6 protein-coding genes are annotated in these 15668 nt (G+C 70.0%); 1 reads left to right on the forward strand and 5 read right to left on the reverse strand.

Annotated features, from left to right (window positions below; all coding sequences use genetic code 11):
- Positions 1 to 125: 125 nt before the first annotated feature.
- The gene (locus AC507J_RS09180) at positions 126 to 3512 is read right to left on the reverse strand and encodes a beta-L-arabinofuranosidase domain-containing protein (protein ID WP_496288648.1); all 3387 of its coding nucleotides are present in this window, start codon (positions 3510 to 3512) and stop codon (positions 126 to 128) included.
- A gap of 160 nt (positions 3513 to 3672) precedes the next feature.
- Between AC507J_RS09180 and AC507J_RS09185 the strand changes: the two genes are divergently transcribed.
- Positions 3673 to 4863 carry a cytochrome P450 family protein gene (locus tag AC507J_RS09185; protein WP_496288649.1) on the forward strand — a complete coding sequence of 397 codons (1191 nt, stop codon included), beginning with the start codon at positions 3673 to 3675 and terminating at the stop codon, positions 4861 to 4863.
- Between the two features lie 77 nt (positions 4864 to 4940).
- Here the strand turns inward: AC507J_RS09185 and AC507J_RS09190 are convergent, their stop codons facing one another.
- The 4 genes from AC507J_RS09190 to AC507J_RS09205 all read right to left on the reverse strand — a co-directional run bounded on the left by AC507J_RS09190 (position 4941) and on the right by AC507J_RS09205 (position 15666).
- Complete coding sequence (locus tag AC507J_RS09190; RefSeq protein ID WP_496288650.1) at positions 4941 to 5573, reverse strand: hypothetical protein; 633 nt, start codon at positions 5571 to 5573, stop codon at positions 4941 to 4943.
- A 29-nt stretch (positions 5574 to 5602) separates the two neighbouring features.
- Positions 5603 to 8794, reverse strand: coding sequence for an OmpL47-type beta-barrel domain-containing protein (locus AC507J_RS09195; RefSeq protein WP_496288651.1), 3192 nt, complete (start codon positions 8792 to 8794; stop codon positions 5603 to 5605).
- Between the two features lie 77 nt (positions 8795 to 8871).
- Positions 8872 to 13608 carry a discoidin domain-containing protein gene (locus AC507J_RS09200; RefSeq protein WP_496288652.1) on the reverse strand — a complete coding sequence of 1579 codons (4737 nt, stop codon included), beginning with the start codon at positions 13606 to 13608 and terminating at the stop codon, positions 8872 to 8874.
- 99 nt (positions 13609 to 13707) lie between these two features.
- Entirely contained in the window at positions 13708 to 15666 is a 1959-nt protein-coding gene (locus AC507J_RS09205; protein WP_496288653.1) for a glycoside hydrolase family 127 protein, read from the reverse strand.
- Positions 15667 to 15668: the final 2 nt, after the last annotated feature.

Raw genomic sequence — 15668 nt, forward strand, 5'->3', positions numbered from 1 at the left:
CCGAGTCGGGAAGTGGTGCCGCAGCGGCGGCCGGTGCGAAAACGATCTCGAAACCGCGACAGGCGGGGAGGAAGCGTCGTGGCGGTGCCCGAACGGACACCGCCACGACGCCTCACGGGCCGGTCTCAGCTGCTCGCGTCGTACGACGCCTCGATCTGGGCGGTCACCGGATCACCGTCGACCGTCCCGGTGATCCGGACGGTCACGGTGCCGGCCGGTACGGCCGCGCTCCGGGTGTTGAACGACTGGTAGGCGGACCTGCCCGGGGCGACGTCCGGCACCGTACGCGAGCCGTACGAGGTGATCAGCTCGATGGTGAGCGGCACGGTGTCGTCGTTGCGGACGTTGACGCCGAGGTAGACGTTTGCGCCGATCCGCTGGGTACGCAGCTCGGTCTCGACCTGCCAGGCGGGCTCCGGCGCGAGTTCCCGCCTCGCCTGTGCGGCGCGCGAGACGACGAGGCTCTTCTCCGCCGCAGTGAAGACGCCCGCCTCGACGAACTCCGTCGCGAGTTGGGTGACGGTCGAGACGAACTGGCCGTGGTTGGCGAACGGCGCCCGGTCCCAGAGGAGGTCCAGGAAGGTCGGGCCGTCGGTGCCGGGCGAGGGGATTCCGGTCACCGGTACGTCGTAGTTCGGCAGGCCGTCGTTGCGCTTGCGGTTGGGCACCCCGGTGTCGATCGAGCCGAACACGATCGTCGGCTCGATCCGGCGGAAGTACGACGAGGCGGCCTGGGTGTCGCCGATGTAGTACGGCCGCAGGTTGAAGCCGTGCGTGGTGAAGAGCGGGTCACCCGCCGCCGTGGCGCTCGTCTGGGTGATCGCCGCCCGGGCGTAGTCGCCGTCCAGTTTTAGCTGGTGGTACATGGTCAGCTCGCGGTAGTTGCCGTCGCCGGGGTTGCCCAGGATCTGGAGGATCACCGGCCCCCAGAAGATCGCCTGCGTGTCGGGGCGGTCGGGCGCCCGCTCGACCCGGACGCTGAACGGCATCCGGATGTCGATGACGTCGCCCGGCTGCCAGCTCCGGCTCAGCGTCAGGTAGCTGCCCGGCCGGGCGTCGACCTGCTGCGCGGTGCCGTTGATCGTGACGAAGAAGCCCTTGCGCACCCACCCCGGCACCCGGAGCTTGATGTCGAGCGGGCCGCTGCCCTGCACGGTGAGCCGGGTGCGGTCCTGTCGTGGGTAGTCGGTCTCCTGGACGATCGTGAAGTCCTTCTCCGCCCAGTCGAGGGTGGCGGAGGCGTACAGGTTGACCCAGAGGGTGCTGCCGTCGGCCGACTTGAAGTAGATGGTCTCCTGGTACTTGGTGTGGTTCTCGATCCCGGTCCCACCACAGCAGGTGCCGGTGTTGCCGTAGCCACGGTTCGCGCCCGGGGTCAACGGCTGGAAGTAGGTGACCTGCGGGTTGCTGACGGTCGTGGTGTCGGCCCGCGAGCCGGCGATCTGGTTGAGCAGGCCCCGCTCGTAGTAGTCCAGGTAGGCGGCGTCGTGCTCGTGCAGGAAGAGGTTGCGCGCCAGCTTGAGCAGGTTGTACGTGGTGCAGGTCTCCGCACCGCCCTGGGCGATCGAGTTGGCGATGTTGCCCCGGTTCTGGAACAGCTCGATGTTGTTGTTGGAGCCCGGGTAGTTGCCGCCGGTGCCGCCGTTGGCGTACATCCGGTGCGGAACGACCATGCCGAAGAAGTTCTTGGCGGCCTGGAAGTACTCGGTGTCGCCGCTGTGCTCGTAGACCCGGAGGTAGCCGACGAACTGCGGCACGTGCGAGTTGGCGTGCAGCCGGTCCGGGCGGCGGCGGCCGGGGTTGGTCTGCGGCGTCGTGACCAGGATGTCCCGGTTGGCGACGCAGGCGTCGAAGAGCGACTCCCGGTTGTCGAAGAGCTTCGCGGTGGCCAGGTGCTTGGCGTCCCCGGTGAGCGCGTAGATCTCGGGGAAGACCTCGTTGGCTCCCCCGGTCTCGCCGGCGATGTAGAGGTCCCACATGTAGTTGAGGTTGTCCCGGGTGATCGGGCCGGGGTACGCGGGATGGTTCTTGTCTCCCACGGTCAGCGCCAGGTGTGCCCAGCTGGCCATCTTGACCACCACGTCGAGGGCCTTGGCGTTGTCGGTGTGGTAGTACGCGTCCAAAAGGCCGCGCATGATCTTGTGTTGGGTGTACCACGGGGCCCAGGTGTTTGTGGCCGCGTTGCTGCCGTAGACGGCCCAGCGCGGCGGGCCGAGCCGGAGCACGGCGTCCTCCGGGATCGCGCCCAGGTAACCGGGGTGCGTCGGCACCCACAACGCACCGCCGTCGCTCTGGGTCGGCACGATGCCACCGTCGCGGCCGTTGGGCGAGGCGTCCCGGATGGTCGTGCCGCCCTCCTCCTCGAACCGGTACCAGGCGATCGAGCCGCCACCGGTGCTGCCGGCCGGGGAGTCCAGCAGCGACCGCACCTCCTGCTGGCTGAGTGCCCGGTCGAAGATGTGGAACTCGTCGATGGTGGCGTTCAGCATCGCGTCGCCGTACTGCGACCGCCCGATCCACCGGTTTCCCGGGTTGCCGAGGTTGGCCGGGCTCAGCGTCATGTTGGTGTTCTGGCCGGCCTGTTCACCGTTGACGTAGAGGGTGCCGGTGTTCTGGGTGAGCGTCACGGCCAGGTGCACCCACTGGTTTGTGGGCAGGGCCGAGGAGCCGTTGATCTGCTGTTCCCCGCCGCTGCCGCTGACCGTGATCGCGAACCTCGGCGCGTTGCCGGTGACCCCGGCTCGCGGGGTCAGGAACATGTTCACCGTGCTGTTCTGACCGAAGTCGAACAGCCGGCTCCAGTTCTGCGTGGCGGCGAGGTTCACCCAGGTGGCGATTGTGAAGTCGGCGAGCTGGCTGATCGCCTCCTGCGGCAGGGTGACGTGCTCGGCCCGGCTCGGGCCGTTCAGCCGCAGGCCGCTGCCGAACCGGCCCGGCACCCGGTCGATCTGCGGCTCCTCCGGCTCCTCTTCCTCCGGATCGCCGTCGCCCATCCGCGCGGTGATCGCGGCCTGGCACGCCGCGAGTTCGTCGACCATCCAGTCGAGCTTGCTCTTGAAGATCGGCTCGCCGTGGTCGGCGTAGCCCTGCGCCAGGGCCGTCATGAAGTGCCCGGCCCAGTGGCCGCTGAGCAGCCCGCCGTCCTCCCAGCCGCCGGGGGTGGTGACGCCCGGCGGGTTCGGGCGACCGGCCTGGTTGTTGAAGAGTACGAGGAAGCGCCGCTCGTCGAGCTGTCGCAGGTAGCTCTTCATCCGGTCGCGCTTTTCTTGGAGCAGCCCGTTGCCAAGGGTCACGTCGCGAAGCGGGAACGGCCGGACCGGGGCGGTGCCGCCGGGGCCGGGGTCGGGCGGGACCACGGCGAGGCCGGCCGGTCCGGTGGTGGCGCCGGCGGCTGGGGCGGCCTGGGCTGCGCCCGCCGGTAGTGCGCCCGTGGCGGCCGCGGCGGCCACCCCGATCGCTGATGCCTGGAGAACATGGCGTCGAGTGAGGGGACGGGTCTCGGTTTCGGCCACTTGGATCGATCCTTCCGCGGAGGTGGAGGGCGGTGGATGTTAACGCTCACCCTAGGCAGGACGACGACGTCTATCAAGGACAGAGGCGTGTTTGACACATTCTGGAGTCATGTTTATGTTAGCGCTAACTATTGGTCGGTCGGATGATCGAGGAGGCGATGTGGCAGTTGCGTTCGGCGTCTCGGAGTTGTGGGATCCGGCCGTCCGCCGGGATCCGCACCCCTTCTACGACCGGGTACGCCAGGCCGGCGCGCCGGTGCTCCAGATCGACCCGGCGGGCAACCGGTGGTGGGTGATCGCCGGGCACGCCGACGTGCTGGCCGGGCTGCGACACCCGCGGATCGGTCACGAGATCAGCCGGCACCTGCCGGGCGCCCGGTGGCCTGCCCCGCACGAGCTGTCCGAAGTGGCGAGACTCGAGGCCCGCCAGCTGATCAACCTCGACCTGCCCGATCACACCCGGCTGCGCGGGCTGGTCAGCGGCGGCTTCACGGCGCGGGCGATGGCCCGGCTGGAACCGTGGATCAGCGACCTCGCCGACCAACTGGTCGCCCGCGCCCGCCGGCAGGGCAGCATCGACGGCATCACCGACCTCGCCGATCCGGTGCCGGTAAACGTGATCGCCGAACTTGTCGGCGTGCCGGAGCCGGACCGGCCCCGGTTTCGCGCCTGGTCGGCGGCGATCGTCTCGGCAAGCGTCGACGGTCCGGCCGCGCTCACCGAGTTCGGGGCGTACCTCGACGGGTTGGCGGCCCGCCGCCGCGCGGCCCCGGCAAACGACCTGATCTCGCAGCTGGTGACCATCTCGGACCAGGGTGACCGGCTCGATCGCGACGAACTGGTGGCGCTTGTGCAACTGCTGCTCATCGCCGGCCAGGAGACCACCGTCGACCTGATCGTCAACGGGGTACGCCTGCTGCTCAGCCACCCCGAACAATGGCGGGCGCTGCGCGACGACCCGTCCCTGGCGTCGGCGGTGGTCGAGGAGACGCTGCGGTACCGGGGACCGGTCGAGGTCGTGCCACCGCGCTACGCCTTCGAGGAGATCGAGATAGCCGGCGGGCGGATCCCCGCATACGACCGGGTGGGCCTGTCGTTGTGGGGTGCCAACCGGGACCCGGCGGTGTTCGACCGGCCGCACGTGTTCGACATCCACCGCACCGACGGTCGCCAGCACATCGCCTTCGGGCACGGGATCCACTTCTGCCTCGGCGCGCACCTGGCCCGGCTGGAGAGCCGGATCATGTTCGACCGGATCGCCCGGCAGCTTCCCAACCTGCGGCTCGCGGTGGATCCCGCCGAGCTGGACAACTTCCGGCTGCATCACGGCGGGCTGCCGCTGCTGGTGTAGGTGGGCTCGGCTCATGGCGGGACCCTTCGCCGCGAGGGGTGGTGGGGGCCGCCGGGTGGCGGCCCCCACCACGGGTGTCACTCGAACAGGGACAGGGTCAACGTCGAGGCGTACTCACCCGCCGCGACATCAGCCGGCGTACGCAGGAACAACTCCGCGTTCACCGTGAACTCGCCACCGGCCACCGCACCCGAGTCGAACGTCGACACCAACAACTCCTGGTCGACCAGACCCACGTTGTTGCCCGGCTGCGTCGGCTCGTCGACCACAGTCACGACCTCCTCGCCCTCACTCACCAGACCGGTGTCCCCACCATCCAGCAGCTTCGGACGCCAACCCAGATGCCCCGCAGCGATCGGCTCCTGACCATCAGCCCCGACGAAGTCCGACGCCGAACCCAGCACCGCCCACGCCGAACCCGCCGGCACCTCATCAGCCGTACGCGTGTCCGTCACCGTCACCGTCGGCAACGTCCCCACGAACTGACGCACCAACAACGTCGACCCGTCCTCCGACAACGCCACCGAGTCGGCCGCCACCGACATCGCCAGCACCCCCGGCTCCTTGATCTCCTCGATGTCGACGGTCACCTCGACATCGGCGTTGTCGCCCGGCTCGGCCGACGCCGGTGCGGCCATCGCCACCGAGCCGAGCAGCAGGGCGCCGGCGGCCCCGGCCGCGAGCAGCCGCTTACGGTTCACTGCGTTCATCTCTTCAACTCCATTCCGGATCAGGTGAATCACTGGGCTTGTCGGGGATCGGCGGCGCAGTTGGCCCCGGCGTACTCCCCGGTGACGGTGGTCGTCGTCGCCTTGCCGTCGACGGAACCGGTGACCCGGACCGTCGCCGTGCCGGCCGGCACCGAGGCCGTCCGGGTGGCGAACTGCTGGAAGGCGTTGCCGCCCGGCGCCACCGCCGCGAAGGACCGCTCGCCGTACGCGGTTTCCAGGGTGATGCCAACCGGCGCGCCGTGGTCGTTGCGGGCCTGCACCGCCACGTACGCCCTACCGGCGAGGCAGCGCGCCTGCGCGGTCACCGTCACCGGCAGCTCCGGTTGGACACCCGGATCGTCGGCGAAGACCCGCCACTCGGTGATCGCGACCGCGGAGTAGGTGGTGCCGTTGCCGTTGGCCCGGATGGTGGCCCGCACCCTCGGTGTGGTGACCGGGTCGAAGGTGACCGTGTTGAACGCGGTGGTGCTGGTGCCGTAGTCCGAGGCCCCTGCCACGTCCCGCCAGGCCGAACCGGCCTCGTCCCAGTACTGGAGGACCCAGCCGTCGGGCTGGGCGACGCCATCGCCCGAACCCTGGTTGGAGTCCCGCCAGAACTTCAGCTCGGTGCCGGTGATCCGCACCGGGCGGGCCCAGTCGTACTGCACCCACTGGGTGGCCGGGCGGGTGCCGGACCAGGTGCCCCAGATCTGCGCCTGGCTCGGGTTGGTCGGGTCGGTGCCGTCGTTGAGCGCGCTGACGCTGTTCCAGCTCGCCGTGTAGGAGGCGGTAGGCGTCCCGATCGGCCCGATGTTGCCGGTAAGTGGCCCGGACAGGTCGGCCGGGATGGCGATCGATCTGGCCGTCTCCAGGTTGCCGGCCGCGTCGGTCGCGCGGAACTGCACGGTGTGCCGGTTCGAGTCGGGTGCCGCGATGGGGCCGTCGTACGCGGTCCACGCGCCGGTGCCGATGGCGTACTCGATCCGGGCGACCCCGGAGGTGGCGTCGCTCGCGGTCACCGTGACCGCCCGGGTGGCACTGTGCACGGTGGCCGTGCTGACCGGTGCGGTGGCGTCGATGCGTACGGCGAGGTTCGCCGGTGCCGAGACGTTGCCGGCGCGGTCGGTCGCGGTCGCGGTGACTGTGTGTTCGCCGTCCCCGGAGACCGTCACGTCCACCGACCGCGTGTCATTCGTGACGACCGGTTCCGCGTCGTCGACCCGGGCGGAGATGCTCAACCGCCCGCCCCGGTCGTCGACCCCGGCGATCCGTACCCGCACGGCCGACCGGAACCAACCCGCGCTGCCGGCGCTGCCGCTCGGGGTGAGCGTCACCGTCGGGGCGGTCTCGTCGCCCTCGGTGTCGTCCGGGGAGATGACGGTGACCTGGGCGGAGACCCGGCCTGCGGCGTAGCCGAGCACGGTGCCGGCGACGGTGAGGGTGCCCGGCTGCGCGACGTCCTCCGGGGTCACCGGGTCCCAGTAGACCGGCAGCCGCAGGGTCTCGCTGCCGAACGTCACGGGCAGGGTGTCGGGCAGATCGTTCTCGCCCACCTCCACCGTGACGGACGGCGCGCTCACCGACTCCGGCTGCGCGGCGAGGATCTTCCACTCCTCGACCGCCACCGCCGAGTAGGTGCTGCCGTTTGTCGACGCGTCGAACACCGCGCGGACCTGCGTGGTGGTCACCGGGTCGAAGGTGGTGTTCTGGAAGCCCTGGGTGCTGGTGGGGAAGCCGCTCGGGTTCGGTACGTCGGCCCACCGGCCGGCGTCGAGATCCCAGTACTGGATGCGCCAGCGGGCCGGGGCGGCCACCCCGACGCCGGTGCCCTGCGGCTGGTCGTTCCAGAAGTCGATCTGCGAACCGGCGATCCGCATCGGCTGGTCCCAGGTGTACTGCACCCACTGCTGGGGCGGGTTGTTGCCGGTCCAGGTCCCCCACATGTCCGGCGGCAGCGGGTTCGACCGGACGATCTCGTCGTTTAGCGCCTTCACCCAGTACTGGGTGGGTACCGGCTCGTTGGAGACGGTGACCCGGGCCTCCTGGGCGATGTTCGGCCGGGGCGTGAGGTCACGTCCCTTGGCCGGCGTCGGCGTGACGAGCTTGATCCGCGGCGGGGTCTGGGTGTCGTCCCACTCGACCGGGTCGATCGCCACCGAGCGGCGGAAGTGGCCGCCGCCCACCGCGTCGGCGGTGTGGTACGCGAGGTACCAGCGGCCGTTGAACTCCAGCAGCCCGGGGTGGCTGGTGGTGGAGGAGACCGGCCGCAGGAACGTCCCCCGGTAGGTCCACGGACCCTCCGGCGAGGACGCCGTGCCGTACGCGAGGCAGGCGTGGTAGTTCGCCGGGGTGCACTGCGAGGTCGGGCCGGCGTTGTTGCCGGCGTACGCCAGGTAGTAGGTGCCGTTGCGCTTGAAGGCCCAGGCGCCCTCGAAGAAGCCGGTCAGGCCGGTGACGGTACGCGGGGTGCCGATCGGCGTCTTCATGTCCTGCTGGAGTTCGAGCATCCGCAGCTGGCTGAAGGAGCCCCACCAGATGTACACCCGCTGGTTGGGGGCCTCGCCGTCGACCAGGACGGTCGGGTCGATGTTGTGGATGTTGTTCGCCGTCGGTACCCGCTGGGAGATGATCGGTCCGCCCGCGTGGTCGGTCCACGGGCCGGTGGGGCTCTCCGAGACGGCCACCCCGATGGCGAACTTGTCCGACACCGGGCTGTCCCGCTCGTGGATCGGGACGTACCAGTAGTATCGCCCGTCCACGCCCGCTACGACCTGGCCGGCGTACGCGCGTCCCGGGGTGGCCCAGGAGAAGACCGCCTCCGGACGCATCAGCGACGGGAAGTGGGTCCACTCCCCCGCCTCGACGTCGGTGGTCCGGAAGGCGCCCCACTCGTTCATGATGAAGTCGTTTGTGGAGGGTCCGGCCTGGTCGTGGCCGGTGTAGATGTAGAGCTGGTCCTCGGCGGTGTCGTTGCCGGGGGCACCGGCCGGCACGACGACGGGCGCCGGGTCGGCCGAGTAGTAGCTGCCGTCGCCGAGGATCGGGTTCGCGGTGTTGGTGAAGGTGTAGGACTCGGGCTCCGCGGCGTGCGCCGGGCCGGCGACGCCGGCCAGGCCACCGGCGACGAGTCCGGCGACCGCTGCCACGGCGACCGCCCGGCGCAACCGGCGCGGACGCCGGGACGACGGTGGGGCGGCGCCGCGCCCCACGATGCTGTTCACGGTGGATGTCTCCTCACTGCTGTGCGGGAGGGTGGTGGTGGCGGCGCTCCCCCGGCGCCGCCACCACCTGCGCGGAATCAGCCGCAGTTGAGCGCGCCGAAGGGCGCCTCGAACTCCACGGTCACCGGCTCGCCGTCGACGGTTCCGGTGGCCTTCACCGTCGCGGTACCGGCCGGCACCGACTTGGCGCGGGTGTTGAACGCCTGGAAGGCGGACTTGCCGGCGGCCACGTCGGTGACCTTCCGGGTGCCGTACGGCGTGACCAGCTCGATGGTGAGCGGCCCGTCCTCGGCGTTGCGGGCGTTCACCGCGACGTAGACGTTGCTGCCGGTGCAGCGGGTGCTCGCCTGCACCTCGACGTCCCAGGTCGGGGTCTCGGGCGGGTCGCCCACGGTGAGGGTCAACGTGGTCCGCGTGGCACCGGCCTCGCTTACGTAGTCGGGCAGGATCAGGTCACCGATGATGGTGTAGCGGCCGGGGGTGTTGACGATGTTCTCGTCGAAGTCCCAGTCGACACCGATGGCCTGGTTGTCCCGGGAGCCGTCGTTGTAGGAGACCTCCACCCGTTCCGGCAGCCAGGGCAGTTCGCCCACCTCGACGGCCTGTTCGAAGGTCTCGGCACCCTGGATCGAGATGCCGCCTGTGGACATCTCCGGCCGGACGTAGATCCGGGCCTCGGCGATCAGGCCGTACGCGTCGTTCGTGCCGTAGACCACGAACGGGTCGACGTTCGGCTCGGCGACCTGCTCGGCTGTGATGTTCTGCCAGTTGAACGTCACAGTGCCCCGGGCTCCGCTGGTGTAGACCGCGTCGAGGCTCTCCGGCAGCGTCGGCACCTGGCCCACGCCGGTGCGGATCAGCACCGGCGAACGCACCGAGTCGACGGTCTCGCCGTTGGCCCGCCACCGCAGCACGCCCGTACCGGCCCCGCTGCCCTGCACGCCCCAGATGCGGATGCGCAGGTGGCTGGCGCTCACCGGCTCGAACTCGAAGCGGTTGAACCGGTTGGTGGCCAGCCCGGCCGCGTACGTCGAGTCACCGGTGAGGGTGACCGGCGTCCAGGTGGTCCCGTTCGTCGAGGACTCGATGACGTACGTGGTGGCGTTGGGCCGGCGGGTGCCGCCGTTGTCGTCGTACCAGTAGATGTCGGTCGACGACAACCGCACCGGCGCGCCCCAGCGGTACTGGATCCACGCCTCCCGCTCCTGGCTGGTGCCGTTGGCCGGCTGACCCCAGTTGCCCCAACCGTTGCCCGCGCCCGCGTTGGAGCTGTTCGGCGTGGTCGGCTCGTTGACCCGGGAGTGGTTCTCCCACGAGGCGGTGCCGCTGGTGCTGATCGTCGCCGACGCGCCGAACTCGGCGCTGACCTCCCGCTTGGCGAGGGTCACCGACACGTTCGCCGTGGACCGTTTCTCCCCGTCGTCGGCGAAGAACCGGAACACGTAGTCACCGGCGACCGTGCCGGTAACCCGGGTGGTGAGGGCCCCCGCGTCGGCGAAGATGACGCCCGCGCCCTCCGGCGCGGAGACGGTCTCCCAGCCGAAGGTGAGTTCGCTGTCGTACGGGATGCCGTCGTCGGTGGCGGTGGCGACCAGCCGGGTGGAGAGGTTGCCGTCACCCGAGCCGTCGCGGCTGGCGGTGACGACGGGCGCCTGGTTGGTCACCTCCGGCACGTCCCGGCCCGAGTCGAAGACCTGGATCTCGGAGATGGCGGTGTAGAAGGTCGGGTTGTTGGTGAAGGCGATGCGCAGCTTGTTCGAGGTGACGGTCTCGAAGAGCGCCTCGTTGAACTTCGCCGACGGCACGGTCGGGTTCTTGAACTGGTTCGGCACCTCCGTCCAGCCACCGTCGCCGTCGGGCACCTGCACCCACCAGCGGGCGGGCTCGCGGTAACCGCCGGCCTGGCGGTCGCTGACGAAGAAGACCTTCACGTTGTCGAAGGACTTCGCCGAGCCGAGGTCCAGCTCGAGGTAGCCGTTGCGCTCGGTGGTGCCGTAGTTGCCCCAGTACGGCTCGTTGGCGGTCACCCCGTCGGTCACCGCCGCCAGCGAGACCGGCCGCTCGGTGGTGCTGATCGCCCCGGGCGTGTAGTTCATCGAGGTGCTGCTCCAGCCGGGCGTGTGGAACTGCCGCCACGGCGTCGGCCGCACGCCCTGCTGGGTGTACGACGAGCTGAGCTGCGCGCCCCGCGCCAGGTTCGGCGCGTCCTCGGTGAGGTCGATGCCGGCCGTCTTGAGGTAGTCGACCACTCGGTCGTCGCCGATCGGGGTGTCCACCGCGCTCGGGAAGTCGGCACCTGTGGTGGCGGTGTAGGTGACGGTCAGCCCGGCGGCGGCCTGCACCTCGTTGGTGTTCGGGTCGTAGGTGAGCTTGCCGAGCTTGTCGGTGCTCACCTTCTTCTCGCCGTTCAGGAAGAGGCTGTAGCCGGCGCCCAGGCCGTACCTGCTGCCGTCGGGGTCCCAGACGATTGTGACGTCCTGCCCGTGGTAGCGCAGGTTGTTGACCATGAAGTGGTCGTAGCCGAACTCGATCGGCCACAGCTCGATCTTGTCGTCGGAGCGCGGCTGGATGCCCGCCATGTCCTCGACGAAGATGTAGTTCATGTTGCCGAGCATGATGTGGTTCGGGTTGTTGCGGTTGAACGTCTTGGTGCTCGGGTTCCAGTTGGAGTAGTACTCCGCCTGGTTCGGGGCGCGCACGTCCCCGCCCGGGTAGATGCTCCAGGCCATCCAGTCCAGCAGCCGCTTGGCGTACGCCGGGGTGACGTACTTCTGCTCCGGGTCGTAGTGCCGCAGCGCCGAGCGGACCCCGCGGTACTGCACGGTGAAGTTGATGTTGGAGAAGTTGTTCGAGCCGCCGATCCCGTAGGCCGCCCGGTCGTACTGGTTTGCGGTGTAGAACGGGAAGATCGGGAAGTTGTCGCCGTAGGTCAGGAAGCGGAACCCGTCGACGTACTTCTGCCACTGGTCGGTGGGGATGAGGTTCTCGGCGTAGATGTCGTAGAGGTTCGACTCCTTGGCCGGGATCAGGTTGCGGGCCTCCGCCGGCAACGGGTTGGGCCGACCGTTGGCGGTCGCCGCGCTGGTGGCGCCGTGCGACGTGCCGGCCAGGAACATCCGCATGTCGGGGCTCCAGAGCCGGTTGAGGATCGCGTCCCGGACCTCGTCGGCCCTGGTCCCCATCTCGTCGACCTTGGCCTGCTCGGCGTCGGAGAGCTGGTAGAGCTGACGGGCCGCGTCGAAGGCGCCCCACACGTACGCCGACTCCGGGCGCTCGATCGTCCGGGCACCGGGGGCACCGGCGTTGGACTTCGGGAAGCCGAAGGTGATCGCGTCCGCGTCGTTGCCGGGCATGTAGTTGGTGTCGTACGCGATCAGCTTGTCGTCGTTGCCGTCGTAGTGTTCGAGCTGGCCGACGCCGTCACCCTCGAAGTACCTGGCGAACTTGCGGGCGATCTCCTTGCCACCGCCGTGCACGTTGTACGCCTCGAGGCCGGCGGTGCCGAGGTACTGCGAGTAGTGGTTGTTCCAGCTGGTGTGCCCCGGGCTGTCCAGGAAGGCCGAGGAGCCGGAGAGTTCGCCGATGTTCAGGATCTGCCCGTACGGCAGGTACGGCGTACGCAGCCACTTGGTGTCCTGGAGGTGCATCGGCTGGGTCAGCGCGACGGCGTTCTGGTAGAGGTTCACTCCCTCGATCGTCGTCGGGTACTGGTAGACGTGACCGGAGGCGTTGGCGTCCAGCGAGTTGTACCGCTCGCCCCACCAGCGGTAGACGATCGCCTTCTCCAGCGCCGGGTCGGGCACGTTGATGTAGGGCACGTCCTGCGCCCAGCGGCGGTTGAACTCGGTGATGCCGGTACGCACGGCCTCGGCCGGCGACAGCTCGGCGTACTCCTGGTAACTCTGCACCGTCTCGGGCAGGGTGGCCGAGGAGACGGCGGCGACGACCTTCACCGACACCGAGCCGCCGGCCGGGACGGTCAGCTCCCGGTCGAGGTTGCTGCCGCTGCGGGTGAAGCCGGCCGCGGTGAGGTCGATCCTGATCTGGTCCCAGGCGGTGTCGACCAGCCCGTTGTTGGAACCGCTGGTGATGGTGCGGGTACCGGTCAGCGCGGCGTCGCCCGGCCCGGCCTGGGTGGCCAGCGGGGAGGCGGTGCGGACGGTGAAGGTGGTAGCCGAGTCGCCGGGGTTGCTGAAGTCGATCGTGGTGACCGCGACGTTGTCGTAGGTGATGAACTTGGTCAGGTCGGCGGTGACGCCGGTGCTGCCGATGTTGTACCGGCTCTTGGCGTGGCTCGGCGCGTTGAACCGGTTGGCGTTCACCTCACTGACGGTCTGCCCCGGCACGGTGACGGTGTAGAGGTTGCCGAGGTTGTTGGGGCCACCGACGTACGCGCTGCCGGCGAAGCCCATCACGGTGAAGTTGTTGTTGCTCGCGCCGCGCATGTAGAGGGAGCGGCCCCGGGTCATCAGCACCGCTGACCCGAGCGTTCCGTGTACCCCGAGGATGCGGTCGAGGTAGTAGTCGGTCCCGCCGGCGGCGAGGTCCTTCTCGAAGATCGACTGGTGCAGGTTACCCGCGGTGTACGGCACCCCGGGCGCGAGTTGGTCGGTGATGGCGTTGATGTTTGTGTAGACCGGGTCACCGATCTCCATGACGTGGTTCTGGCCGTTGGTGTAGACCCCGACGTCGCCCTCGTTGCCGGGCAGGATCGGGCTGGCGGCGTGGGCCGGGGACGGTATGGCTGTCCCGCCCACCACGAGCGCGGCGAGAGCGACCCAGAGGGGTGCCCTCCTCACGCGTCTGCGGTTCATGTTCCTTCCTCCCTGTTATCGGCGCGGCCGGGCGGGTGAGGCGTCACCGGCCGCGCCTGTCGGTGGTGTTCTCGTTCGGCTCGGGGGTTCGTGTGAGCGTTAACACGGGGCATCTCCGCCGGGACGGACCGGCTCGACGGCACCGGTGGGCAACCAGACCCGCATGGTCGAGGGCCCCCGGTTGGCCCAGGCGTGGTACGGCACCAGCACCACCTCGTCGAGCACTGCGCTCGGGGCGGGAGCCGACTCGGCCGGATCCGCCCGGTAGGGCCACTCGTGCTCCTGCGGACGCACCCGCCGGCAACGCACGGCGACCCTGCCGTCGACCACGCGCGGCGGCTGGTCGAGATCGACGCGGAGTTCGTCCACGCTGCCGACCTGCGGCACGTCCACCGACTCGACGGCGAGCACGAGCGGGCCGCGCTCCACCGCAACGCAGCCGCGGACCGCGTCGACCCGGGTGTCCGGAAATACGAACCGGGGCGTCATCGGCAGCGACAGGACGACCTCGTCACCGCGCCGCCAGATCCGGTGCTCGGTGAGGAATCCGGGACCGACCGGCCGGGTGTCCCCGCCGACGGTCACCGTCGCGCCCTGCGCCGCCCACCCCGGCACCCGCAACGACAGCGACCAGGGGTGCTCGTCGTCGCTGTCGATCCGCACCCGGATCTCGCCGTCGTGCGGGTAGTCGGTCGCGACGACCAGGCACCGGACGCGCCCGTCGGCGAGGTGATGCTCGACGGTGCCGGAGACGTACTGGTGCAGTTGCAGGCCCTCGTCGTCGTGGGTGGCGACGTAGCCGGGCAGGCTGGCCATCGTCCGGGCCACGTTCGTCGGGCAGCAGGAAACCTCGAACCACGGTGCCCGCAGCGAGGCCGCCGCCCGTGGGCTGGGCCGGTCGGCGTCGGGCAGGGTGCCGAGTTCCCGCCGGTGCAGGGTGTTCGTGTAGAAGAAGCTCCGGCCGTCCGCCGACGGCGAGGTGCAGACCACGTTGAACAGGGTTCGCTCGATCAGGTCGGCGTAGCGGGGGTCACCGTCGGCCAGCAGCAGCCGCCAGGCGAGCATCACCGAGCCGATGCCGGCGCAGGTCTCGGAGTAGGCGCGGTCGGGCGGCAGCATCCAGTCCTCGCCGAACGCCTCGTCCTGGTGCCGGGAGCCCTGCCCGCCGGTGACGTAGGTGCGCCGCGCCACCGCGTTGCTCCACTGGCCGCGTACCGCCTCCAGCAGGCTGGCGTCCTTCAACTCGACAGCGACGTCGACCGCGCCGGCGGCCAGATAATTGGCCCGCACCGCGTGCCCGCGCAGCACGGTCGCCGCCCGTACCGGAAGCTCGTCCTGGTAGTACTCCCGGCCGAACTCCACGTCGCCGAGCCGGCCGTGGCCGCGCCGGTCGACGAAGAGGGCGGCCTGGCTCAGGTAGCGGTCCTCACCTGTGGTCCGGGCGAACTCGACAAGCGCGGTCTCGATCTCCGGGTGCCCGCAGATGCCGTCGATGCCCTCCGGCCCGAACGTGTCGCAGACGTTGTCGGCCGCACGGCGGGCGATGTCGAGCAGCCCGTCGTCGGCACCCGGACGCGTCCGGGCCCGGGCCACCGCCGCCTGGAGCAGGTGCCCGACGCAGTAGAGCTCGTGGCCCCACTCCAGGTCGGACCAGCGCGGTGCCTGCCCCGGCCGGCCGAAGTGGGTGTTGAGATAGCCGTCGGGTTCCTGTGCCGCGGCCACCCGGCGCACCACGGCACGGAACCTGGCGTCCAGCCCCTCGTCGCCGGTCCGGCCGATCTCCCAGGCCGCCGCCTCAAGGAACTTGTAGACCTCCGAGTCGGCGAACTCGCGGCCGCGTCGCTCGCCGGGCAGGCCACCCCGGGCGGCGAGGTCGAAGTTGCCGACCCAGCCCTCCCGCTCGAGCCAGTGCTCGATGTGTTCGAGGGTCACACCGCCGTTGATCGACTGACGCTCGGCCCAGAATCCGCCGGTGATACGCATTCCGTCCAACCCGATCGGCCGGAACCGGCCACGGACCGGCAGGACGGGTGCGGCCGAAGGTGCGGTGCCGCTCATGT

It is taken from the genome of Micromonospora sp. PRAS1 (genome assembly GCF_059553435.1).